Raw genomic sequence first — 24,665 nt, 5'->3', positions numbered from 1 at the left:
GGCCTACCTCCCTTTTAATCTTCGGGTTATACCCTAGTCACTTGCTCTAATCGTTTCTGCTATTCTTTTGTGACTGCGTCACGTTCAAGATCGACAGGTGCGAGGTCTGCAGCATCTTCGTCATTAGATAACGCTAATCCGTCTGCTTTCTTCGTTTCCTCATCGTCTTCTAAATCTCTCATTTCTATCTCTTCTTCATCGCCAGATAGGATTTTCACATCCATACCTAAACTTTGAAGTTCTTTAATTAATACTTTGAATGATTCAGGGACACCTGGTTCAGGTACGTTATCCCCTTTGACGATCGCTTCGTATGTTTTCACACGACCCACAACGTCATCCGATTTTACAGTTAAGATTTCTTGAAGTGTATATGCTGCACCGTAAGCTTCAAGTGCCCATACTTCCATCTCTCCGAAACGCTGTCCACCAAACTGTGCTTTACCGCCCAGTGGCTGCTGCGTAACAAGTGAGTATGGTCCAGTTGAACGTGCGTGAAGTTTATCGTCAACCATGTGAGCCAGTTTGATCATATACATGATTCCAACAGATACACGGTTGTCGAATGGTTCACCAGTTCGACCGTCATAAAGGACTGTTTTCGCATCACGGGACATACCTGCTTCTTCAAGCGTTTCCCAAACATCTTCCTCGCGAGCACCATCAAATACTGGTGACGCAATGTGGATGCCTAGGTAACGTGCAGCCATACCCATATGAAGCTCAAGTACCTGACCGATATTCATACGAGATGGTACCCCTAGAGGGTTTAACATGATATCAATCGGTGTTCCATCTGGAAGATACGGCATATCTTCTTCTGGAAGGATTTTGGAGATAACCCCTTTGTTACCATGTCGTCCGGCCATTTTGTCACCTTCAGAAATTTTACGCTTCTGAACGATGTATACGCGAACTAACTGGTTAACACCTGGTGGTAATTCATCTCCATCTTCACGGTTAAAGACTTTGACATCGTGGATGATTCCGCCGCCGCCGTGTGGTACACGTAGAGACGTATCACGCACTTCACGAGCCTTTTCACCGAAGATTGCATGTAATAGACGTTCTTCAGCTGTTAGTTCTGTTACACCTTTAGGCGTTACTTTCCCGACAAGAAGGTCTCCGTCTTTTACTTCTGCACCAATACGGATGATTCCACGCTCGTCAAGGTTGCGTAAAGCATCTTCCCCAACGTTTGGAATATCACGCGTAATTTCTTCTGGTCCAAGCTTTGTATCACGAGCTTCTGATTCATATTCTTCAATATGAATAGAAGTGTAGACGTCATCTTTTACAAGGCGCTCACTCATAATGATCGCATCCTCATAGTTGTAACCGTCCCAAGTCATGAAGCCGACCATGACGTTACGTCCTAGAGCCAATTCACCTTTTTCCATAGAAGGACCGTCTGCAAGGATTTCTCCTTTGACGACTTCATCTCCAACACTTACAATTGGGCGCTGGTTGTAGCAAGTCCCTTGGTTAGAGCGGACAAATTTCAGCAAGCTGTATTTGTCTAGGTTTCCTTTGACTTGTTGTCCGTCAACGTCTTCATAACGGCGAACCCAAATATTCTTCGCTTCAACACGTTCTACAACACCTGGGTAACGGCAGATCACAGCAGCACCAGAGTCTTTACCTGATACATACTCCATACCTGTACCAACAATCGGTGATTCCGGCTGCATCAAAGGCACAGCCTGACGTTGCATGTTTGCTCCCATTAGAGCACGGTTAGAGTCATCGTTTTCTAAGAATGGGATACATGCTGTCGCTGCAGAAACAACCTGCTTCGGCGAAACGTCCATGTAGTCAACGCGGTTTCGAGGAACAACGGTGTTTTCCCCTCTGAAACGAGCAATGATATTATCATCAATAAACGAACCATCTTCACCTAATATAGCGTTCGCTTGTGCTACTACGTAGTTATCCTCTTCATCAGCTGTTAGGTAATCGATTCTCGGCGTCACTTTACCTGTTTCAGGATCAACCCGACGGTAAGGTGTTTCGATAAATCCGAAGCGATTCACTTTCGCAAATGAAGATAGAGAGTTGATCAAACCAATGTTTGGACCCTCTGGTGTTTCAATCGGACACATACGACCATAGTGAGAATAGTGAACGTCACGAACTTCCATTCCTGCACGCTCACGTGTCAAACCACCCGGTCCAAGCGCTGATAGACGACGTTTGTGTGTCAATTCAGCAAGCGGGTTTGTTTGATCCATGAACTGAGAAAGCTGAGAGCTACCAAAGAACTCTTTGATAGAAGCGATCACAGGACGGATGTTGATCAGCTGCTGAGGTGTGATCGTGTTCGTGTCTTGAATCGACATTCTTTCACGAACAACACGCTCCATTCTGCTTAAACCAATACGGAATTGGTTTTGCAGAAGTTCACCTACAGAACGCAGACGACGGTTACCAAGGTGATCGATATCATCTGTGTCACCTACTCCATGAAGCAGGTTAAAGAAGTAACTGATTGAAGCAATGATGTCAGAAGGCGTGATATTCTTCACAGCTTCCTCTACATATGCATTACCAATCACGTTGATCACTTGCTCGCCTTCTTGATCAGTTGGTGCATAAATCTTGATAGATTGAAGTTCTACTTCATCCTCTACTACGCCACCGTTTGGATAAAGCTTTCTAAATCCGATGCCGTTTTCTAAGTATGGAAGAACTTTATCAAGCACTCTTCTATCTAAAATTTGACCTTTTTCTGCTAGGATTTCACCTGTTTCAGGATCAACTAGCGTTTCAGCCAATTTTTGATTGAATAGTCTATTTTTAATATGAAGCTTCTTATTAATCTTGTAGCGTCCAACATTTGCTAAGTCATATCTCTTCGGATCAAAGAAGCGAGAGTCTAGCAAGCTTTTCGCATTTTCAACAGTTGGCGGCTCTCCGGGACGAAGACGCTCGTAGATTTCGAGAAGTGCTTTATCGGCATTCTCTGTATTGTCTTTTTCCAACGTGTTGCGTAAGTATTCATTCTCGCCAATGAGGTCAAGAATCTCTTGATCAGAGCTGAAGCCGAGAGCACGCAAAAGAACCGTAACCGGCAACTTACGTGTGCGATCGATGCGTACATAGACTACATCCTTCGCATCAGTTTCGTATTCTAACCATGCGCCACGGTTTGGAATGACAGTCGCAGTAAAACCTTTTTTACCGTTTTTGTCTACTTTACCACTGAAATATACACTTGGAGAACGTACTAACTGAGAAACGATTACACGTTCCGCACCATTAATGATAAAAGTACCTGTGTCTGTCATGATTGGGAAATCACCCATAAACACATCTTGGTCTTTTACTTCTCCAGTTTCTTTGTTAATTAAACGAACTTTTACTCTTAGTGGAGCAGAGTAAGTTACATCACGTTCTTTTGATTCTGCTACAGGATACTTAGGATCCCCTAGGCTGTAATCAATGAATTCAAGAGAAAGGTTACCAGTAAAATCCTCAATTGGGGATATATCTTGAAACATCTCTCTAAGACCCTCATCAAGAAACCACTGATAAGAAGAGGTTTGAATTTCAATGAGATTTGGTAATTCTAACACTTCGCTTATGCGTGCGTAGCTTCTGCGCTGGCGGTGTCGTCCATACTGAACTAGTTGACCTGTCAACTGATTCACCCCTCAAATCATGCGTATTATATGTGTAAAAAGTATTTCTGTCTTTCAAATGTCAGTAAAGAAATACTTTTACAAGACAAAAGAAAAAAGGGTTTCTAAAATAAGAAAACCACATCCAAAAACAAATACCGATTTTATTAGTTTTCCCAAGTATGCATAATTTATACAAAATAGTTGTTTTTTAAGCCTATCAAGCAAAATATACACATTGGCATTTTATAATGTTAACACAGCTAGGAAACTGCGTCAAACTTTTTTAGCTTTGATAATATAGTAGCCCTTTTTTTTCATAACGACCGTCACTTCTCCAAAAAGCTGCTCTAATTTCTCAATCGCAGATGGTCCACCTTGTTTTTTCTGAATAACCACCCACAACTCACCTTCCGGCAATAAATGATCAGCACTTTTTTCAAAGATCGCATGTACTACTTTCTTCCCTGCCCGTATTGGGGGATTGGTCAGTATAGAGGCAAAAGCAGCTGATGAATGAACATTCGAGAACAAATCACTTTGATAGATGCGGACATTATCAATGCGATTATGCTTAGCGTTTTCCTTTGAAAGTTCGACTGCTCTTTCGTTCACATCAATCATATGAATGGTGCGGCCTGTCATTTCGTTTGCTAACGATAAGCCGATCGGTCCATAACCGCAACCGACATCTAAGACGTCGCCATCCAAGTCAGGTTCTTCAAAAGCTTCAATTAAAAGCCTCGAACCATAGTCGACTTCTTTCTTAGAAAACACTCCACTGTCACTTGTAAAAGTAAAGCTACGGTTTCTCAAGGTGAAGTCCCATGTCTGTTTATTGCTTTTCACTGATGGCTTTTCCGTATAATAGTGGTCACTCATGGTGAATGGACCTCCTCTGGATTCAATCGTTTCAGGAGATAAGAAAAGAAAAAGCCCGCCAGTAAAAGCGAGCTTTCCCAAAAGATTAGGCGAAGATTACTTAACTTCTACAGAAGCGCCAACTTCTTCAAGCTTAGCTTTAAGTTCTTCAGCTTCTTCTTTAGCAATACCTTCTTTAAGTGGTTTTGGAGTGTTGTCAACAAGTTCTTTAGCTTCTTTCAAGCCAAGACCAGTGATTTCACGAACCACTTTGATAACTTTGATTTTTTGGTCTCCAGCACCAGCAAGTACTAGATCAAAATCAGTTTTTTCTTCAGCAGCAGCACCGCCACCAGCAGCTACAGCTACAGGAGCAGCAGCAGTTACGCCAAATTCTTCTTCGATTGCTTTTACTAAGTCGTTTAACTCAAGTACAGTTGCTTCTTTAACTGAAGCAATGATTTCTTCGATATTTAAAGCCATTTGTAATTCCTCCATTTTAAGTTTTTTTACGTCAAGTACGCATTAAGCGCCTTGTTCTTCTTTTTGATCTGCAACTGCTTTAGTAGCAAGAGCAAGGTTACGAACTGGAGCTTGAAGAACGCTAAGCAACATAGATAGTAAGCCTTCGCGAGACGGAAGCTCCGCAAGAGCCTTCACTTCTTCTACAGTCGCTACGTTTCCTTCGATAACACCAGCTTTGATTTCTAAAGCTTCGTGGCTTTTCGCAAATTCGTTGATGATTTTCGCAGGTGCGATAACATCTTCGTTACTGAATGCGATAGCGTTTGGACCTGTTAAGAAATCGTTTAAACCCGTTAGTTCAACTTGTTCAACTGCACGGCGAGTCAAAGTATTTTTGTAAACTTTGAATTCTACGCCAGCATCACGAAGCTGTTTACGAAGTTCAGTCACTTCAGAAACTGAAAGACCGCGGTAATCTACGATTACAGTAGACAAACTGTCTTTAAATTTAGAAGTAATTTCATCAACGACAACTTTTTTAGTATCGATTGCATTGCTCATGGTTACACCTCCTGTACATTCTTTGTGTAACACTTATACCGATCAGGCCATCACGTTCCTAACGAACGGTTCTCCATATAAAAAGCCTCCATTAAGACATGGAGGCTGTATATACAAGCATACGTTAACGTAAGACTGTGACATATACACCTCGGCGGGTTAATTAAGCCATAAGGCCCCTGCTGTCTACGGTATAAATGATTATTCTATTTTACAACATTTTGATATTATCAAAACGGTTGTGACAAGTCAAGAATTATTTTGCAGAGAAAGAAGATGGGTCCACTTTCACGCCAGGGCCCATAGTAGATGTAACAGAAACGTTTTTCACGTATACACCTTTAGCCGCTGCAGGTTTTGCTTTAAGGATTGTGTCATAGATTGTTGCAAAGTTCTCAACAAGCTTTTCGTCCTCGAAAGAAACCTTTCCGATTGGCGCGTGGATGTTACCAGCTTTATCAACGCGGTATTCTACTTTACCAGCTTTGATTTCATTGATTGCTTTTTCTACTTCGAAAGTTACAGTTCCTGTTTTAGGGTTTGGCATAAGACCTTTTGGTCCAAGTACACGACCGATCTTACCAACTTCACCCATCATGTCAGGTGTCGCAACGATTACATCGAATTCGAACCAGCCTTGTTGGATTTTAGTGATGTAATCAGAATCTCCAACGTAGTCTGCTCCAGCAGCTTCTGCTTCTTTTGCTTTTTCGCCTTTAGCGAACACAAGAACGCGTTGAGTTTTACCAGTTCCGTTAGGAAGTACAACTGCACCGCGGATTTGTTGATCGTTTTTACGAGGGTCTACGCCCAAACGAAAAGCAACTTCTACAGTCGCATCAAATTTCGCTGTATTTGCTTTTTTTGTAAGAGAAACAGCTTCAGCTACATCATACGCTTTAGTACGTTCGATTAGCTTAGCAGCTTCTACATACTTTTTACCTTTTTTAGCCATTATAAAAATCCTCCTTATGTGGTTTTAGCGGAATAACCTCCCACGAATAAGGGTTGCGAACTTGTCAAAACCAAACTCGCAACCCAACAAGACAAAAAATTAATCTTCGATGACAATACCCATACTGCGTGCAGTACCTTCAACCATGCGCATAGCTGATTCAACGCTAGCAGCGTTTAAGTCAGGCATTTTTGTTTCCGCGATTTCGCGTACTTTATCACGCTTAACAGTTGCCACTTTATTACGGTTAGGTTCACCAGAACCAGACTCAATACCAGCTGCTTTTTTAAGTAAAACTGCAGCAGGTGGAGTTTTAGTAATAAATGTAAATGAACGGTCTTCAAAAACCGAAATTTCAACAGGAATGATAAGACCAGCTTGGTCAGCTGTACGAGCGTTAAACTCCTTACAGAATCCCATGATATTAACACCGGCTTGACCTAGTGCAGGTCCAACTGGTGGAGCTGGGTTAGCTTTTCCAGCAGGAATTTGCAATTTAACAACTTTAACTACTTTTTTAGCCACGAGACACACCTCCTTAAAGTCCGTGATGTGGTAATAGGGGAATCCCCCTCCCACTCAACAACTTCATTCTTTATATGAATGACGAAATAACTAGCTAGCGATCTTGAGCGAACTCAAGACGTACCTTTGCTATATTACCACTTCTATACACTCATTTCAAGCTCTTTTAAATTACAATTTATCGATCTGTGTGAACTCAAGTTCCACAGGAGTTTCTCTACCAAACATATTAACGAATACTTTGACTTTGCTTTTATCATAATCAATCTCTTCGATAGAGCCTGTGAAGTTAGCAAATGGTCCATCGATGACCTTGACTGTTTCTTTAAGTTCAAAGTCGATTTCTGTCTTGCGCTCTTCAAGCCCCATTCTCTTCAGAATGGTTTCTGCTTCGCCAGGTAATAACGCTGTCGGCTTAGAGCCTGATCCAGCTGATCCAACGAATCCTGTCACACCTGGTGTATTACGAACGACATACCAAGAATCGTCAGTCATGACGATTTCTACTAACACATATCCAGGGAATACTTTCTTTTTCACTACTTTTTTCTTACCGTTTTTAATGTCCGTTTCTTCTTCTTCTGGTACAACAACGCGGAAAATTTTATCCTGCATGCCCATTGATTCAACACGCTTTTCCAAGTTCGCTTTCACTTTGTTCTCATAGCCAGAGTACGTATGCACAACATACCAATTCTTTTCCATTTTCGTTCAGGACTATTTAGTCCTTCCCTCCCCACATTTCGTAATGTCTATTTGACGAATCTCGAGTACCGGTAAATATTTTCAAGCAATTGAAAAAACCCGTAAAACGGGTTTTTTGGCAAGTCATATTATGATCTATTATAGCACGTTCAGCAGACCATTATTCAAGTATTAATGAATTAATTCGATTAATTGTGAGATTCCTATATCAAGAAAAGAGAAAAAGATGGCAAAAAATACGACTGTTAAAATAACAGTGATCGTGTAGCGGACCATTTCGTTTTTCTTTGGCCAGCTGACCTTTTTCATTTCTTTCCCGACACTTTTTAAGAAACTGATAATACGCATGTAAAAGACCTCCACAGATTAAAGAACGCAAATCCTACTTCGTTTCTAAATGTGTTTTATGTGAATTACAAGTCTTGCAATATTTCTTAACTTCTAATCTTTCAGCTGCTGAAGCAACACTTTTCATTGTCGTATAATTGCGGCTTCCGCAGTCTTTACAGGCTAGAGTAATCTTTTTCCTCATATTTACACCTATTTTCTCGACATCATTTCCTTAGTACCTTATCACAGTGTCGAAAAAGCTGTCAATATAGGTTTGATTAGAGACTGATCTCGCGCAGCTCTAAATATTTCTCTAATTTTCTCTTTACTCTTTGGAGTGCGTTATCAATTGATTTCACATGACGGTTTAAATCTTCAGAAATCTCCTGATAGGACCTACCATCAAGATAAAGCACAAGTACCTTTCTTTCCAGCTCGCTTAGTAATTCACCCATTTTCATTTCAATATCATCAAATTCTTCTTTGCTAATGATTAAATCTTCTGGGTTAAGCGCTTTAGCACCGGAAATGACGTCCAATAATGTTCTGTCCGATTCTTCATCGTATATCGGCTTGTCTAATGATACATAGGAATTTAACGGGATATGTTTTTGGCGAGTAGCTGTTTTAATTGCGGTGATAATTTGGCGGGTAATACATAATTCTGCAAAAGCCTTAAATGAAGTAAGCTTGTCCTCTCTGAAATCGCGGATAGACTTATAAAGTCCGATCATCCCCTCTTGGACAATGTCCTCTCGATCCGCTCCAATCAAGAAATAAGATCTTGCTTTCGCACGTACAAAATTGCGGTATTTCGTTATTAAATAATCTAGCGCATCACTATCTCCGACATGAACCCTTTCAATGACTTGTTCATCTTCCAACTGGCAAAATTGCTCTCTGATGGACTTACCCTTGCTGTTGTTTAGATTCACTTCGATCCCCCCGACCGCACCTAGATAGAAATATTATACAATAATGGTTGAAATATCGTCAAGCTATTCCAAGTTTCCCCGCCGCCATTTTTCAAACGTTTTCAATACATCTTCTGACAATTCAATTTTGGATGCTGGTTTATCAGAAGTAATCTTTTTGACACGTGTTTCAATCTTTCGTTCAATCACTTCTATCTCTCTTAAGAGCTCTCGTGCTGACTTACGAAGTGCACCCTGTCCAAAAATTGCCCATTGTTCTGTATAATCAGAGGTCGCCACATGAATTTGCGTCCGAATGTTATTCAAGTCTTGTGCCAGTTTTTCAATCCGCTCATCAGCCGTTTCATTTTCTCTTGTAAAGATGACCTCTACTCGGTGGTTTGTCCGCTTCTTTTCGATTCCTTTGACCATATGGGCATCGAATACGACAATGACTCGATACCCTGTATATGCTTGATATTCTGCTAAATGTTGAATCAGCACGTCTCTGGCTTCTTCAAAGCTGTTTTCTTTTAAGTGCTGCAAACGAGGCCATGCACCTATCATGTTGTATCCATCGACTAAGAGGATGTCCATCTCTATTCTCCTAACGGATAACGTTTTCGATACACTTCATACATCAATAGACTAGCGGCAACTGATGCATTTAATGAAGTGACCTGCCCGGCCATTGGCAATTTAATCAAGAAATCACATTTTTCCTTAATCAATCGGCCAATTCCTTTTCCTTCACTGCCGATGACAAGAGCGAGAGGCATCGTGCCGTCAAATTGTCTGTAGTCCTGCTTCGCAGATGCATCTGTTCCTGCGACCCAGATTCCTCTTTCTTTCATTTCATCAAGAGCTCTGGAAAGATTGGTTACTTTTGCGACCGGGATATGTTCAATGGCTCCAGTAGATGCTTTCGCAACAGTTGTCGTCAAGCCTACCGCTCGTCGTTTTGGAATGACGATTCCATGTGCACCAACAGCATCGGCCGTACGCATGATCGACCCTAAATTGTGCGGATCTTCAATTTCATCTAAGATGATGAAAAATGGTTGTTCATTCCGCTTTTCAGCAATTTGATACAGATCGTCCAATTCTGCATATTCATATGCTGCTACTTGTGCAACGATTCCCTGGTGCTGACCTGTTACCATCTGATCAAGCTTTTTCCTCGGAACATACTGAATGGTGATATTTTGCTTTTTCGCGAGTTCAATGACCTGCTGGGCTTGTCCTTTTACAGTGTTTTCTGCCATCCAGAGCTTATATAACTCCCGATCTGACTTCAGTGTTTCAATCACTGCATTTTTCCCAATCACATAATCATGTTGCTGACTCATTTGTCTTCCTCCCTGACGTTCCGATTTCAATCGCCTGACTAATCAACTCTTCTAAGCGTTCGTCCTGCTTCTCGATAAATAAATAACCCATGAGCGCTTCAAACGCTGTACTATAACGATACGTTTGAACGTCTGTGTTTTTAGGCACTGTGCCTGATTTTGCATTTCTTCCTCTTTTCAGCACCGCTTCTTCCGCTTCTGTGAAAAAGCCCTTCTGCTGAAGCTCAAATAAAATAGCGGCCTGAGATTTAGCTGAAACGATCTTACTTGCACGTTTATGAAGCTCATTTGGTTTGGTCGCCCCCGTTTGGAGGAGGTGATGCCTCACGTATACTTCAAAAATGGCATCACCCATATAAGCAAGTGCAAGTCCGTTCAACTGTTTTCCGTCTTTCAGCTTTTCAAAATTCAACATGACCTATTCTCCTCTTTTCCAGCGCGTACCTTGAGGAGTGTCCTCCAATACAATATTCATGCTCTTTAACTGGTCACGAATTTGATCAGACAATGCGAAGTCACGATTCCTTCTAGCTTCATTCCGCTTCTCAATTAATGCTTCTACCTCTTCGTCAAGCGTGTGCTTTTCTTCTAGTGAGAAGCCGAGGACGGATGTGATTTCTTGGAACAAGCCAATAAATGCCTTGATCACTTCCTCAGAAGTATGATCATTTTCCATATAGTAATTCGCTTGTTTCGCTAGTTCAAATAAAACAGAGATGGCATTTGCCGTATTGAAGTCATCATTCATTTCAGAAATAAATGTCGCACGCTGCTCTTCAATCTTTGTCAGCCATTCCGTGTTATCCTCTGTTAAATTGGTACTGCTCTCAAGGCGATGATGTAGATTTGAATAAGATGTTTTGAGTCTGTTAAATGCACTCTTTGTACTTTCCAATAAGTCAATGGAGTAATTGATTGGATGACGATAGTGAACCGACAGCATAAAGAAACGAAGCACATCTGGATCTTGTTCTTTAATAATGTCATGTACGAGCACAAAGTTCCCAAGTGATTTTGACATTTTTTCATTCTCAATATTAATATACCCGTTATGCATCCAATACTTCGCAAAAGGTTTTCCTGTCAAAGCCTCAGATTGAGCAATCTCATTCTCGTGATGAGGGAACGTTAAATCCTGTCCGCCAGCATGAATGTCAATCGTATCGCCTAAATACTTTTTGACCATCGCAGAGCACTCGATGTGCCAGCCTGGCCGCCCTTCTCCCCACGGGCTATCCCAAGAAATCTCCTGATCCTTTGCGGCCTTCCATAATGCAAAGTCGAGTGCATCCCTTTTCTTTTCACCTACACGAATACGGGCACCTGTCTTTAATTCATCAATCGATTGGTGAGACAGTTTTCCGTAGCCTTCAAATGAGCGTGTGCTGTAATACACGTCACCATCTGCTTCATAGGCGTAGCCTTTTTCAATCAATGTGGCGATAAACGCAATGATATCATCCATATTTTCTGTCACTCGCGGGTGAAGGTCTGCTTTTTTGCAGCCTAATGCACTGACGTCCTCAAAGTATGCTTGGATAAATCGATCAGCAATCGTTGGGACATCCTCGCCTAATTCATTTGCTGCTTTGATGAGTTTATCATCCACATCAGTAAAGTTGGATACGAAATTCACATCATAGCCGCTATATTCTAAATACTTACGTACCGTATCATATACAATGGCCGGTCTTGCATTCCCGATATGAATGTAGTTATACACGGTTGGTCCGCATACATACATTTTGACCTTTCCTGGTTCAAGCGGGACAAACTCTTCCTTCTTACGTGTCAATGTATTATAAATATTGATTGTCATGATTGTTCTTCCTTTCTGCTCAATGAAGCCAGCTCACGTTTTAGCTTTTCCATTTCTCGCTCCAATTCTTTGAAACGATCAGAAACTGGATCTGGCAAATCTTGATGATTGAGATCACGATTGATTTTCTTTCCATTTTGAACGACCACTCGCCCAGGTATACCTACAACAGTAGAATGGTCTGGTACGTCTTTTAACACAACAGACCCCGCACCAATCTTGGACCCTTTTCCTACGGTAATAGAACCGAGCACCTTAGCACCAGTCGCAATCAGCGCATCGTCCAAAATAGTTGGATGCCGCTTTCCCTTTTCTTTCCCTGTTCCCCCTAATGTCACGCCTTGGAAAACAGTGACGTTATCGCCAATTTCACATGTTTCCCCAATCACGACGCCCATGCCGTGATCAATAAAGAACCGCCGGCCGATGGTTGCTGCTGGGTGAATCTCAACCCCTGTGAAAAACCGGCTGACCTGAGAAATGATCCGCGCAAGAAAATACAGCTTACGCTTGTAAAATGCATGCGCAACACGATGAGCCCAAATCGCATGAAGCCCTGAATAGGTTAGCACTACTTCAAGATAGCTTCTAGCAGCAGGATCTTGATCAAACACAGTATCAATATCTTCTTTCAGCATTTTGAAAAACACATGCTCCCCCCGTTCTTCCCCATCAATCTCTCTTAGGACTTACTCTCTTTTTTGGACAAATAAAAAACGCCTCTGCCATATGACAGAGACGTTTTGAAAACGCGGTTCCACTCTGTTTAGAAAGCCTCTTATTGCAAACTTCCTCAACTTCATCCCATAACGGAGGGTACCGCCCTTGCATACTAACATACGTGTTCCTCAAGGGTCTTGAGGGTGCATTTCCAACGTCTGCCCATAAGTCTCTTTCAGCCGGTGAAGACTCTTTCTGTGATAGGCGAAAACATTGTACTTCTCCCTCGCAACGATTTTCCTTATATTTGTTTAATGCGGTTTAATACCGTCTCTTTACCTAGTAGTTCAATACTTTGCGGAAGCTCTGGGCCATGCGTTTGTCCAGTGACAGCCACACGAATTGGCATGAATAGTTTCTTACCTTTATGCCCTGTTTCTTTTTGTACCGCTTTAATGGCAGCTTTGATTTCATCAGGTGTGAAAGACTCAAGACGTTCAAGCTGACCTGCAAACGAAGCCATCACTTCTGGTACTTGCTCTTCTGCAAGAACTTCCTTTGCCTCTTGATTATACTCAATTTGTTCCTTAAAGAACAACTCTGTTAACTCAACAATTTCTGCTCCGTAGCTCAATTGCTCGTGGTATAGAGAAATGAGTTTGCGCACCCACGTGTTTTCTTCTTCTGACAGCTGCTCGCTTACCTTGCCTGCCTTTTGAAGATGTGGAAGTGTAAGTGCCACAACTTGATCAAGATCAAGTGCTTTTACGTATTGGTTATTCACCCATTTTAGTTTATGCATATCGAAGAGAGCTGGTGACTTAGAAAGTCGATTGACATCGAAAATATCGATGAACTGCTCTTTTGTAAATAGTTCCTCTTCGCCAACTGGAGACCATCCAAGTAGTGCAATGAAGTTAAACAAAGCTTCTGGTAAATAGCCCAAGTTCTTATACTGTTCGATGAACTGGATAATTGATTCATCACGCTTGCTTAATTTCTTGCGGTTCTCGTTTACAATCAGCGTCATATGTCCGAACAGCGGAACATCCCAGCCAAATGCATTGAAGACCATAATTTGTTTAGGTGTATTCGAGATGTGATCCTCACCACGAAGAATGTGAGTCATTTTCATCAAATGATCATCCACCGCTACAGCGAAGTTATACGTTGGTGTACCATCTTTCTTCACAATAACAAAGTCACCGATGCCGTCTGTTTCAAATGAAATCTCGCCTTTGACCATATCGTCAAATTTGATGATTTCTCCTTTAGGCACTCGGAAGCGGATGCTTGGCTCTCTTCCTTCAGCAATCAGCTTGTCCTCTTCTTCTTTTGATAAATGACTGCATTTACCAGAGTATCGAGGCATTTCACTGCGGGCAATTTGTGCTTCACGCTCTTCTTCTAGTTCTTCAGCCGTACAATAGCACTTATACGCCAAATCTTTCTCTAGCAGCTCGTCATAATATTTTTTGTAAATATCATTACGCTCTGATTGTCTGTAAGGACCGTAGCCCCCATCTTTATCAATGCTCTCATCCCAATCAATTCCGAGCCACTGCAGGTGGCGAAGCTGACTTTCTTCTCCGCCTTCTACATTACGCTTTTGATCCGTATCCTCGATTCGAATAATAAATTTGCCGCCTTGGCTGCGTGCGAACAAATAGTTGAAAAGAGCCGTTCTAGCATTCCCAATATGTAAATGACCAGTTGGACTCGGTGCATAACGAACACGCACTTCATTTCCCATGAGTTTAACTTCCTTTCATCTGCATCATGTTGTCTGACACCAATTTTTTATAAACGTATTTTATCATCAAAACCCATTCTCATCAAAACGGATTTTACTTTTTCTGAAGAAGCACTGTCGCCTGAGAGGCAATTCCTTCGCCTCTTCCTGTAAATCCAAGTTTCTCTGTCGTTGTTGCTTTGACATTCACCTGTGTGACATCTGCCTCAAGAGCTTCTGCGATTTTCTCACACATTGGCTGAATGTATGGTGCCATCTTTGGTTTTTGCGCCATGATCGTGCAATCGATATTCACCAGTGTATAGCCTTTTTCTTTTACAAGTGCCCACACGTGCTGAAGTAATTTAAAAGAGTCTGCATCTTTAAACTCAGGATCCGTGTCTGGGAAATGTCTGCCGATATCTCCTTCTGCAATCGCACCTAGGCAGGCATCCGCCACAGTATGAAGCAGTACATCCGCATCTGAATGCCCAAGTAGACCCTTTTCATAAGGGATCGTCACACCGCCAATAATAAGAGGTCTTCCCTCTGTTAATTGATGTACATCAAAACCTTGTCCTATTCTAAACATGTTCTAGTACCCTCTTTCCGCATCCATAATTGCCTTAGCAACCAATAAATCATCCGGTGTTGTCAGTTTAATATTGGTATAGTCTCCTTGGACAATATACACACTCTCACCGTGTAATTGTTCCACAAGACTGGCGTCATCTGTTCCAAGAAAGCCTGTCCGCTCCGCATGTTCATGCGCTTCTTTTAAAATAGAATGACGAAAAGCTTGTGGGGTCTGGACTGCCCACAAGCTCTGACGTTCAATGGTTTGTTCCACTTTGCCTTCTTGAACGCGTTTGATTGTGTCTTTCACTGGTACCGCTACGACTGCGGAGCCTTTTTCAATCGCTGCTTTAACGAGCAAGTCAATCTGTGTATGCTTAATAAAAGGCCTTGCGCCATCATGAACAAGCACGATGTCCGCATCTTGCACAGCCTTCAATCCTTCGTATACACTTTGCTGCCGTTCTTCACCGCCAGTGACAAGTGAAACAGGCGTTTGAAAAGCGTGTACCTTCAGTAGCCTTTCAAAGTCACGACGCTCTTCTTCATTGATCGCTAAGATCATGCGTCTGCATTGTGAATGAGCGTCAAACACCTTCAGTGTGTGGATGATGACCGGCATTCTTTTCAATTCAATAAAAAGTTTATTGCGGCCGGCCTTCATTCGCTTCCCCTGCCCCGCAGCCGGAATAACTACTTCATAATACATGTTCGTTCTCCCTTTAGAGCGCCTTCTCCAGAAGTTTTGGCTTCGCAAAAATCATTCTTCCAGCAGCAGTTTGCAGCACACTCGTGACGAGCACATCAATGTCTTTTCCAATATAATTGCGTCCTTCTTCGACCACAATCATCGTACCGTCATCTAAGTAAGCAACACCTTGGTTATGCTCTTTCCCGTCTTTGATGACCTGTACCTTCATTTCTTCCCCAGGCAGTACAACCGGTTTGACTGCATTGGCTAGATCATTGATGTTTAACACTGCTACTTTTTGAAGTTCGCATACTTTATTTAAATTAAAATCATTTGTCACAACAACACCTGAAGTTAACTTAGCGAGTTTCACAAGCTTGCTGTCAACCTCTTGAATATCTTCGAAGTCACCTTCGTAAATTTCAACTTTAATATCCAGTTCTTTTTGAATACGATTTAAAATATCAAGACCTCTTCGGCCTCTATTTCTCTTTAATACATCAGAAGAGTCTGCAATGTGTTGTAATTCCTCGAGTACAAATTGAGGAATGACCATCACACCTTCTAGGAATCCAGTTTGACAAATATCTGCGATTCTTCCATCAATGATAACACTTGTGTCTAAAATTTTCAGCTTTTTATCTTCTATTTCAGGTTCATCATCAGCTGCTCCTTTTTTCTTTGTGACCTTTGCAGATCGGGAGAACAACCCCATCATTTCATCCTTCTTCTTAAACCCTACCTGAAATCCAAGGTATCCTAAAAAGAAAGCCAGGAAAATCGGAATAATGGTACCAAAAATATGATATGGGATATTGTTTAGCGGGATCACGTTTACAATAAGATATGCTAGAATAAGTCCAAATACTAAACCGAAACTTCCAGATATAAGATCAGGAAGAGGCGCCTTCAATAGAGAATCCTCGATCCATTTCACCCAATTAACCACATAGCCTGTGCACCATTTACCAATGATAAAGAACACAGCGGCTCCTATTAGTGCTGAAGAGTAAGCATTTGTTATGAAAGGTATGTCCTTCACATTTAACAGCAGAAATAACTCTGGAATGATAAAAATCCCTACAACTGCACCGAAAATGATAAAAAACGCCTGAACGATTCTTTTTAACATACCTTCACCTCCTTTATTTTTCATCTGTCAATCCACCTTCATCTGACATTGATATATGCTTAAGTTTCCTATCATCATGAACAGAAAACAAAACCATCATTAATATACCCATATTCATCCATTTTTAACCGTATTTAAGAAAAATTTCTCTTTTTATAGCTGACGGTCGATATAATGTTTTTCTTGCAGTCTTTTTAATCCTTTTTTTATCTTTTTCGCTCTTACTTCTCCAATTCCTTCTACTTCATCCAAATCTTGTACATCCGCTTCCATAATTCGATCTAGCACACCAAATGCTTCGACCACGTTTTCAACGATTGGCATAGGCAGTCTAGGGATTTTATGAAGTAATCTGTAACCTCTAGTGTACACATATTCGTCAATATTTGTAGATGCTGGATAGCCGAGTAACTTGTACAAAATAGAGTCATCTAAAAGTTCAAAGCTCGACATATCTTGGAGCTGTTTCAGCAGCACATATGGATCTTTGATCTTTTCTTTCACGTAATCTTTAATAAATAAAGCCGCTTCCTGCTCCATATCTGTAATCAGCTCATTGACTTGCAGACGGATCAAGTGTCCTTCTGTCCCAAGCTCTTTGATATACATATTGATTTCATTTTTGATTCTAAGTACCATTTCATAACGATGCAGCACGGATAATACATCACCAAAGGTCACAAGCTCTTCAAATTCTAAGGCGCTTAACGCAGAAATGGCATGATCTAAAATGGTTTTATATTTCTCAAGTGTTTGTATCGCTTGGTTGGCCTTCGTCAAAATAAAACCAATATCTTTCAGCGTATATCGTCGATTCCCTTGGTATAAGGTAATGACGTTCCGACGTTCAGAAATGGCAATGATTAAGCAGCCTGTCTGCTTTGCTACACGTTCAGCCGTTCGGTGTCTCATGCCTGTTTCTGATGAATGAATGGTTGCATCCGGCATGAGCTGTGTATTCGCATACAAGATTTTTTGACCAGAGTCACTTAAAATAATCGCCCCATCCATCTTCGCCAATTCATATAAATGTGCTGGGGAGAATGCAGAATTAATATGAAATCCTCCATCTACCACACTTTTCACTTTATCGTTATAACCAACAACAATGAGCCCTCCAGTATTGGCTCTTAGGACGTTTTCAATCCCTGCCCGCAGGGGTGTCCCCGGTGCCACAAACTGGACAATATCTAAGAGATCGACTTCTCTCGCTCCTTTTTTCTCTTTTTCCATTTCTATGATCCCCCTAGTGAAATACGAAGTGCCTCTGCTACATTTTCTACACCGACTAACTCAATCCCTCTCGGTTTTTTCCATCCATCTATATTCGCCTGAGGAATAAACATTCGCTTAAATCCTAGTTTAGCAGCTTCCTGCACACGCTGTTCAATTCTTGATACTCTTCTGACTTCTCCCGTCAGACCCACTTCTCCTATAAAGCAATCTGCTTGATGCGGCGCTGCATCTTTAAAGCTTGATGCAATACTAACGGCAATAGCCAAGTCAATCGCTGGTTCATCAAGTTTCACACCACCTGCGACCTTTAAATAGGCATCTTGGTTTTGCAGCAGCAGCCCTACCCGTTTTTCTAAAACGGCCATAAGCAATGACACTCGGTTATGATCAAGGCCAGTAGCCATTCTCCGTGGATTCCCAAAGCTCGTCGGTGAAATAAGTGCTTGTATCTCCACTAGAACAGGTCTTGTTCCTTCCATTGAGGCAACAACACACGATCCAGATACACCTGCTGACCGCTCTTCTAAGAAGATTTCTGATGGGTTTAATACCTCTGTGAGCCCTTCCTCTCTCATTTCAAAAATTCCTAATTCATTCGTTGAACCAAAACGGTTTTTCACTGCCCGTAAAATACGAAACGTATGATGGCGCTCCCCTTCAAAATAAAGAACTGTATCTACCATATGCTCTAAAAGGCGCGGCCCAGCAATCGAGCCTTCCTTCGTCACGTGACCAACGATAAAAATAGGAATACCATTCGTCTTGGCAATTTTCATCAGCTGAGCAGTACATTCCCTCACCTGAGAAACAGATCCAGGAGCTGACGTGATATCGCTTTGATAAACGGTTTGAATTGAATCGACCACAACAAAAGCGGGTTTCATCTCTTGTATAGCAGACGTTATATACTCCATATCGGTTTCAGCCAAAACATGTAAAGAGGCACTTTCAATACCGAGACGGTCCGCCCTAAGCTTCGTTTGTTTGATTGATTCCTCACCAGATATGTATAACACATTCTGATTCTGATCTGATAGCTGTGCTGAAACTTGTAATAATAGTGTGGACTTCCCAATCCCAGGATCACCGCCAATAAGAACGAGTGAACCTTTGACAATTCCACTTCCTAATACTCGGTTAAATTCTTCTAAATTCGTTTTAATTCGGGGTTCTTCGGATGTTTCAATTGCAGATATAGGTGAAGGTTTTTGAATGGTTTGAACAGAATGATTAAACGCACTTCGACGATTTGCCGGCTCTTTACGAACGACCTCTTCTGTCATACTGTTCCAAGTGCCGCAGCCGGGACATTTCCCCATCCATTTGGCTGACTCATAACCGCACGATTGGCATATAAATTTTGATTTTGACTTAGCCATAGATTGAAGAATACAACTCCTTATACTGGTCAGAAAATAAGTAAAGGGAGGCATCCAACTTACTGGTATGCCTCACACTTTTTTCTTACTATATTAGTTCGTAGCAGCCGTTGCTTTTACGACAATTTCTCCATCTTCTACATCTAATACGATATGTTGGCCCTTTTCAATATTGCCTTTCAGCAATTCCTCAGAAAGTCGATCCTCGACGTGCTTTTGAATCGCTCTTCTTAACGGACGAGCACCATACTCAAGATCTACGCCTTCGTCGGCAATCTTGGCTTTTGCTGCTTCCGTCAATTCAATTGAAAGGTCCTGCTCTTTTAGTCGTTTTGTCAATTGATCAGACATGAGAGACACAATCTCTTTTAGATGTTTCTTTTCGAGTGAGTGGAAGACAATGATTTCATCAATACGGTTGATGAACTCCGGTCTAAACGCACGTTTCAGCTCACCCATTACTTTGCCTTTCATATCTTTGTAATTTTGACTTTCATCCTGCACGTTAAAGCCAACATATTTATTGCGCTTCAGCTCACTAGCTCCAACGTTTGAAGTCATAATCAAAATCGTATTTCTAAAGTCAACAGTACGACCTTTAGAATCAGTGAGACGACCATCTTCTAACACTTGAAGTAAGATGTTAAACACATCAGGGTGCGCCTTTTCAATCTCATCTAGAAGCACGACAGAATACGGCTTTCTTCTCACTTTTTCAGTCAGCTGACCGCCCTCATCATAGCCCACATAGCCTGGAGGTGATCCAACAAGTCTTGAAGTCGAGTGTTTTTCCATGTACTCAGACATATCAATACGAATCATCGCTTCTTCATCACCGAAGATAGACTCAGCGAGTGCTCTTGCAAGCTCAGTCTTACCAACACCTGTTGGCCCTAAGAAAATAAAGGAGCCTATCGGACGTTTCGGATCTTTTAGTCCAGCACGGGCACGTCTTACAGCTTTTGCAACAGCAACAACTGCTTCATCCTGTCCAATGACGCGAGAGTGGAGCAATTGTTCCATGTTTAGAAGCTTATCTGTTTCTGTTTGAGCAATTTTTGAAACAGGTACTCCCGTCCAGCTAGAAACAACCATTGCGATATCATCAACAGATACCTCTGAATTCTCTTGTCCCTGCTTTTCTTTCCAAGATTTCTTCGTCACTTCTACCTTTTCACGCAATCGCTGCTCAGTATCACGAAGAGAAGCGGCTTTTTCAAATTCTTGACTTTGAACAGCTGCATCCTTTTCCTTGCGTACTTCATCCAGCTTTTGCTCAAGTTCCTTTAGATTAGGCGGTGTTGTGAAAGAACGTAAGCGAACTTTTGAACCCGCCTCATCAATTAAGTCAATCGCCTTATCTGGAAGGAAACGATCAGAGATATAACGATCAGAAAGTTTTACCGCCGCCTCAATGGCTTCATCTGTAATAGACACACGGTGATGTGCTTCATAACGGTCTCTAAGCCCTCTTAAAATTTGAATACTTTCATCAACAGATGGCTGGTCCACTTGAATTGGCTGGAATCGACGTTCAAGTGCAGCATCTTTTTCAATATATTTACGGTACTCATCTAACGTTGTTGCCCCGATACATTGAAGCTCACCACGTGCTAAAGATGGTTTTAGAATATTAGAGGCATCAATCGCACCCTCTGCTCCTCCTGCACCAATCAGTGTATGAAGCTCATCAATGAAGAGAATGATATTTCCAGCCTGACGGATTTCGTCCATGACTTTTTTCAAACGATCCTCGAATTCACCACGATATTTCGTTCCCGCTACAACGGTTCCCATATCAAGTGTCATGACTCGTTTATCACGCAAAATTTCAGGCACTTCGTTGTGAATAATTTGCTGTGCGAGGCCTTCTGCGATCGCTGTTTTACCAACACCAGGCTCTCCAATCAAGACAGGGTTATTCTTTGTTCTTCTACTTAGGACCTCAATGACACGCTGAATTTCTTTGCTACGGCCAATCACAGGGTCCAAACTGTCTTCTTTCGCAATAGCCGTTAAGTCTCTTGCCAAGCTATCCAAAGTTGGTGTATTGGCATTGCTATTAGATCCTGCCGCAGATGCACCCGTTTCATTGCTGCCTAGAAGCTGCAATACTTGCTGGCGTGCTTTATTTAAGCTCACTCCGAGGTTATTTAAGACACGGGCAGCTACACCCTCTCCCTCACGAATAAGACCTAAAAGAATATGTTCTGTCCCTACATAGGAATGACCAAGCTTTCTCGCTTCATCCATAGAAAGCTCCGTAACCTTCTTCGCTCTAGGTGTGTAATGAGGAATAGCTTGAGACACCTCTTGCCCTCTTCCAATCAAGCTCTCGACTTCTTTTTGGATTTTATCTGAAACAAGGCCCAGTGCTTCTAATGCTTTTGCGGCGATGCCCTCACCTTCACGTACAAGACCAAGTAAAATATGCTCTGTTCCGATGTTCTTATGGCCTAGGCGAATGGCTTCTTCTTGTGCAAGTGCTAATACCTTTTGAGCTCTTTCAGTGAATCTTCCAAACATCATATCGTTTCATCCTCCTGTCCATTCCTATGCATTTCTAAGCGCAGCCTTTCTCTGATAATTGCTGCTCGTTTTATATCTCTTTCATTTGGTTCCAAGGCTCCTCCTGAATATTGCTGAAGGAAGCCAGGCTGTGTCAAAATCATGAGTTCATTCAGTATATTACTTGAAAGCCCCTTAATGATACCTAAATCAATTCCAAGTCGCACATCTGACAAACACTTAGCCGTTTCCTTAGATTCAATCATGCGACAATTAGCCAAAATCCCCAAGGAACGGTACACTCTGTCTTCAAGTTCAATTTTAGACGTCTGATATAATGCCTTACGTGCAGATCGCTCTTGTTCAATGAGCTGTGCCGTCACACTATTCAAGTCATCTACAATATCTTCTTCTGATTGACCCAGTGTCATTTGATTTGAAATTTGAAAGATGTTTCCTATTGCTTCGCTACCCTCACCATAAATTCCTCTGACCACAAGACCTAATTGATTAATTGCAGGAATAATGCGATTCATTTGTCTTGTCAGGGCTAATGCTGGTAAGTGCATCATGACTGAAGCCCTAATACCTGTACCTACATTGGTCGGACAGCTCGTTAAGTATCCTCGCTTTTCAGAAAACGCATAATCCACTTGCTCTTCAATCCAGTCATCTATTTGGTTAGCTGCTTTTAGTGCATTAGCCAGCTGAAATCCTGGGAACAAGCATTGAATACGAATATGGTCTTCCTCATTCAGCATGACACTGATTTCTTCATTTTCTGAAAGCAAACAGCCACCAAATCTTGATTCTGCTAAATTGGGGCTAATCAAATGCTTTTCAACAAGTACCCTTTTAGCCAAAGGCTGCGTGTCATTCATTCGAATCAGAACAAAGTTTCCAATGTCCTTCACTTCCTGGCTCGCAAACTTTTGCTCGAATTGCTGAAGAACAGCTTCAGCCTCCTCTTGAGAAAACTGAGTTGGGAAACGAACATGCTCTAGATTGCGTGCCAGCCGAATACGACTGCTTAGAACAATGTCACTTTCTGGTCCTTTCTGTTTCATCCATTGACTTAATGCGTCTTGAATAAAATGCTGGAGCGACATGTCGTTAATCTCCCTCCCTCTGCTGAGATTGCTCATGCTCTAATGCACGAATTTGATCTCGAACTTCCGCTGCTTTTTCAAACTCTTCCTGTTCAATCAGCTGCTTCAGTTCTTGCTGCATTAACTCAAGTTTCCGGCGAACATGCAGACTGCCGGCAATCCGTTTAGGGACTTTTCCATTATGGACTGTATTTCCACTATGGACTTTCCTTAAAACAGGATTTAAATACTGATCAAAGGTTCGATAACATTCTGCACAGCCAAAACGGCCTGTTTTCCTGAATTGCTGAAAAGTTAAGCCACACTTAGGACATTGATCCACTTCTCTTGCCTCTTGAAAAATAGATGATCCTTTATTCGCACTTGTGGTAAAGCTAGGATCAATATTCAATAAGCCTGATAATAAGTTGTGAATCGAGAAACCTTGGTTTCCACTCATAGCATATGAATCACTGTTTTCTTTTGCACATTGTTCACATATGTGCATTTCTTGTTTTTCTCCATTTATTACTTTCGTAAAGTGAAAAGTGGCTGGTCTCTCATTGCATTCTTGACAAATCAATCTTTTCACCCGCTTTACTTTAATTTCAAAGCATTTAACATCGCTTTCATCATCCGAGCCCGCAGTTCATCTCGTTCAGGTAAATCAATGTGTAAAACAGAACGGTCCATGACACTAATCATCATCTTTGCTTCTCTTTCGGATAAAATGTTGTTCTCAACAAGACGCATGATGATATGATCAGATGCAGCCTGTGATAAACGATGATATATTTGGGAAATAATGTTGTTCAATAAATCGACTTCATCATTTATTTTGACTTTAATGATACGGATATAGCCACCGCCGCCACGCTTACTTTCGACGATATAACCTCTTTCGCTCGTAAAGCGTGTATTGATAACATAGTTAATTTGTGAAGGTACGCATTGAAACTTATCTGCAATTTCATTGCGTTTAATTTCTAATATTTCTCGACCATTCTGATCCAAGACTTCCTTCAAATACTGCTCGATGATATCAGAAATATTTTGTGCCACTCCGCCTCCTCCTCCATTGACTTTGACTATATTTGACTTTAATCTTACTATAAATTTTTTCGATCGATTTTTCAAGATAATCGCTCAACTAACAATATTATTTCCACATTTATCTGGTGCCAAACGTCCCAAAAACACAAAAAAGACCAGTTCCGACTGGAACTGATCCTTTGAAAAGCTTGGCGGCGTCCTACTCTCACAGGGGGAAACCCCCAACTACCATCGGCGCTGAAGAGCTTAACTTCCGTGTTCGGTATGGGAACGGGTGTGACCTCTTCGCTATCGCCACCAAACCTGATGGAGAGAATGTTCTCTCAAAACTAGATAACAATGTTCATTTTTCACATTAGAATATAGGTTAAGTCCTCGATCTATTAGTATCTGTCAGCTCCACGTGTCACCACGCTTCCACCTCAGACCTATCAACCTGATCATCTTTCAGGGATCTTACTTCCTTGCGGAATGGGAAATCTCATCTTGAGGGGGGCTTCATGCTT

The 24,665-nt window shown here is 41.6% G+C and carries 25 protein-coding genes, 2 rRNA genes and 2 other annotated features; all 27 genes read right to left on the bottom strand.

Annotated features, from left to right (window positions below; translation table 11 throughout):
• Positions 1–59 precede the first annotated feature (59 nt).
• Positions 60–3,641, bottom strand: coding sequence for a DNA-directed RNA polymerase subunit beta (rpoB, locus tag N521_RS12550; protein WP_007496297.1), 3,582 nt, complete (start codon positions 3,639–3,641; stop codon positions 60–62).
• 255 nt (positions 3,642–3,896) lie between these two features.
• Positions 3,897–4,502, bottom strand: a complete 606-nt coding sequence (locus N521_RS12545) for a class I SAM-dependent methyltransferase (protein WP_007496296.1) — start codon at positions 4,500–4,502, stop codon at positions 3,897–3,899.
• A 96-nt stretch (positions 4,503–4,598) separates the two neighbouring features.
• On the bottom strand, positions 4,599–4,964 hold the full coding sequence (rplL, locus tag N521_RS12540) for a 50S ribosomal protein L7/L12 (protein ID WP_008345418.1): 366 nt from the start codon (positions 4,962–4,964) through the stop codon (positions 4,599–4,601).
• Positions 4,965–5,006: 42 nt separating this feature from the next.
• The gene (gene rplJ, locus N521_RS12535; protein WP_007496293.1) at positions 5,007–5,507 is read right to left on the bottom strand and encodes a 50S ribosomal protein L10; all 501 of its coding nucleotides are present in this window, start codon (positions 5,505–5,507) and stop codon (positions 5,007–5,009) included.
• 69 nt (positions 5,508–5,576) lie between these two features.
• Positions 5,577–5,717 (bottom strand) — a sequence feature (ribosomal protein L10 leader region).
• A gap of 46 nt (positions 5,718–5,763) precedes the next feature.
• The gene (gene rplA / locus N521_RS12530; RefSeq protein WP_007496292.1) at positions 5,764–6,462 is read right to left on the bottom strand and encodes a 50S ribosomal protein L1; all 699 of its coding nucleotides are present in this window, start codon (positions 6,460–6,462) and stop codon (positions 5,764–5,766) included.
• A gap of 99 nt (positions 6,463–6,561) precedes the next feature.
• Positions 6,562–6,987, bottom strand: a complete 426-nt coding sequence (rplK, locus tag N521_RS12525; protein ID WP_003216956.1) for a 50S ribosomal protein L11 — start codon at positions 6,985–6,987, stop codon at positions 6,562–6,564.
• A gap of 171 nt (positions 6,988–7,158) precedes the next feature.
• Positions 7,159–7,692, bottom strand: a complete 534-nt coding sequence (gene nusG, locus N521_RS12520) for a transcription termination/antitermination protein NusG (RefSeq protein ID WP_003217197.1) — start codon at positions 7,690–7,692, stop codon at positions 7,159–7,161.
• Positions 7,693–7,863: 171 nt separating this feature from the next.
• Entirely contained in the window at positions 7,864–8,040 is a 177-nt protein-coding gene (gene secE, locus N521_RS12515; protein WP_008345422.1) for a preprotein translocase subunit SecE, read from the bottom strand.
• 34 nt (positions 8,041–8,074) lie between these two features.
• Positions 8,075–8,224: a 50S ribosomal protein L33 gene (gene rpmG / locus N521_RS19295; protein ID WP_008356502.1), complete on the bottom strand. Its 150-nt coding sequence runs from the start codon at positions 8,222–8,224 to the stop codon at positions 8,075–8,077.
• A 76-nt stretch (positions 8,225–8,300) separates the two neighbouring features.
• The gene (gene sigH / locus N521_RS12510; RefSeq protein WP_008345424.1) at positions 8,301–8,957 is read right to left on the bottom strand and encodes an RNA polymerase sporulation sigma factor SigH; all 657 of its coding nucleotides are present in this window, start codon (positions 8,955–8,957) and stop codon (positions 8,301–8,303) included.
• Between the two features lie 63 nt (positions 8,958–9,020).
• Positions 9,021–9,533, bottom strand: coding sequence for a ribosome-dependent mRNA decay endonuclease Rae1/YacP (gene rae1 / locus N521_RS12505; RefSeq protein WP_007496285.1), 513 nt, complete (start codon positions 9,531–9,533; stop codon positions 9,021–9,023).
• A gap of 2 nt (positions 9,534–9,535) precedes the next feature.
• Positions 9,536–10,285 carry a 23S rRNA (guanosine(2251)-2'-O)-methyltransferase RlmB gene (gene rlmB / locus N521_RS12500; RefSeq protein WP_008345427.1) on the bottom strand — a complete coding sequence of 250 codons (750 nt, stop codon included), beginning with the start codon at positions 10,283–10,285 and terminating at the stop codon, positions 9,536–9,538.
• Positions 10,269–10,700, bottom strand: coding sequence for a Mini-ribonuclease 3 (locus N521_RS12495; RefSeq protein ID WP_008345428.1), 432 nt, complete (start codon positions 10,698–10,700; stop codon positions 10,269–10,271). Before N521_RS12495 ends, rlmB begins: the two co-directional genes overlap by 17 nt.
• Positions 10,701–10,703: 3 nt before the next feature.
• Positions 10,704–12,104: a cysteine--tRNA ligase gene (cysS, locus tag N521_RS12490; RefSeq protein WP_008345429.1), complete on the bottom strand. Its 1,401-nt coding sequence runs from the start codon at positions 12,102–12,104 to the stop codon at positions 10,704–10,706.
• Entirely contained in the window at positions 12,101–12,754 is a 654-nt protein-coding gene (cysE, locus tag N521_RS12485; protein WP_017366453.1) for a serine O-acetyltransferase, read from the bottom strand. The genes cysS and cysE overlap by 4 nt, the downstream gene beginning before the upstream one ends.
• Positions 12,755–12,835: 81 nt before the next feature.
• Positions 12,836–13,065, bottom strand: a binding site (T-box leader).
• A complete protein-coding gene (gene gltX, locus N521_RS12480) occupies positions 13,066–14,517 on the bottom strand; it encodes a glutamate--tRNA ligase (protein ID WP_035391581.1) in 1,452 nt (483 codons plus the stop codon).
• Positions 14,518–14,611: 94 nt separating this feature from the next.
• Complete coding sequence (gene ispF / locus N521_RS12475; protein WP_007496273.1) at positions 14,612–15,088, bottom strand: 2-C-methyl-D-erythritol 2,4-cyclodiphosphate synthase; 477 nt, start codon at positions 15,086–15,088, stop codon at positions 14,612–14,614.
• A gap of 3 nt (positions 15,089–15,091) precedes the next feature.
• Complete coding sequence (gene ispD / locus N521_RS12470; protein ID WP_008345432.1) at positions 15,092–15,781, bottom strand: 2-C-methyl-D-erythritol 4-phosphate cytidylyltransferase; 690 nt, start codon at positions 15,779–15,781, stop codon at positions 15,092–15,094.
• 13 nt (positions 15,782–15,794) lie between these two features.
• Complete coding sequence (locus N521_RS12465) at positions 15,795–16,895, bottom strand: PIN/TRAM domain-containing protein (RefSeq protein WP_003217214.1); 1,101 nt, start codon at positions 16,893–16,895, stop codon at positions 15,795–15,797.
• A 153-nt stretch (positions 16,896–17,048) separates the two neighbouring features.
• Positions 17,049–18,128 carry a DNA integrity scanning diadenylate cyclase DisA gene (gene disA, locus N521_RS12460; protein WP_007496267.1) on the bottom strand — a complete coding sequence of 360 codons (1,080 nt, stop codon included), beginning with the start codon at positions 18,126–18,128 and terminating at the stop codon, positions 17,049–17,051.
• A gap of 2 nt (positions 18,129–18,130) precedes the next feature.
• A complete protein-coding gene (gene radA, locus N521_RS12455) occupies positions 18,131–19,510 on the bottom strand; it encodes a DNA repair protein RadA (RefSeq protein ID WP_017359160.1) in 1,380 nt (459 codons plus the stop codon).
• 93 nt (positions 19,511–19,603) lie between these two features.
• Positions 19,604–22,039, bottom strand: a complete 2,436-nt coding sequence (gene clpC / locus N521_RS12450) for an ATP-dependent protease ATP-binding subunit ClpC (RefSeq protein ID WP_007496263.1) — start codon at positions 22,037–22,039, stop codon at positions 19,604–19,606.
• Entirely contained in the window at positions 22,036–23,127 is a 1,092-nt protein-coding gene (locus N521_RS12445) for a protein-arginine kinase McsB (protein WP_008345444.1), read from the bottom strand. The genes clpC and N521_RS12445 overlap by 4 nt, the downstream gene beginning before the upstream one ends.
• A 4-nt stretch (positions 23,128–23,131) precedes the next feature.
• Positions 23,132–23,689, bottom strand: coding sequence for a protein-arginine kinase activator protein McsA (locus N521_RS12440; RefSeq protein WP_007496258.1), 558 nt, complete (start codon positions 23,687–23,689; stop codon positions 23,132–23,134).
• Positions 23,690–23,703: 14 nt separating this feature from the next.
• Positions 23,704–24,168 carry a CtsR family transcriptional regulator gene (locus N521_RS12435; RefSeq protein WP_035391577.1) on the bottom strand — a complete coding sequence of 155 codons (465 nt, stop codon included), beginning with the start codon at positions 24,166–24,168 and terminating at the stop codon, positions 23,704–23,706.
• A gap of 177 nt (positions 24,169–24,345) precedes the next feature.
• Positions 24,346–24,461 (bottom strand): 5S ribosomal RNA (gene rrf, locus N521_RS12430).
• Positions 24,462–24,522: 61 nt separating this feature from the next.
• A 23S ribosomal RNA gene (locus tag N521_RS12425) occupies positions 24,523–24,665 on the bottom strand; the annotation flags it as partial.

It is taken from the genome of Bacillus sp. UNC125MFCrub1.1, assembly GCF_000701305.1.
GTDB classification, from domain to species: domain Bacteria; phylum Bacillota; class Bacilli; order Bacillales; family Bacillaceae; genus Bacillus; species Bacillus altitudinis.
This window is presented reverse-complemented; position numbering and strand designations above follow the sequence as displayed.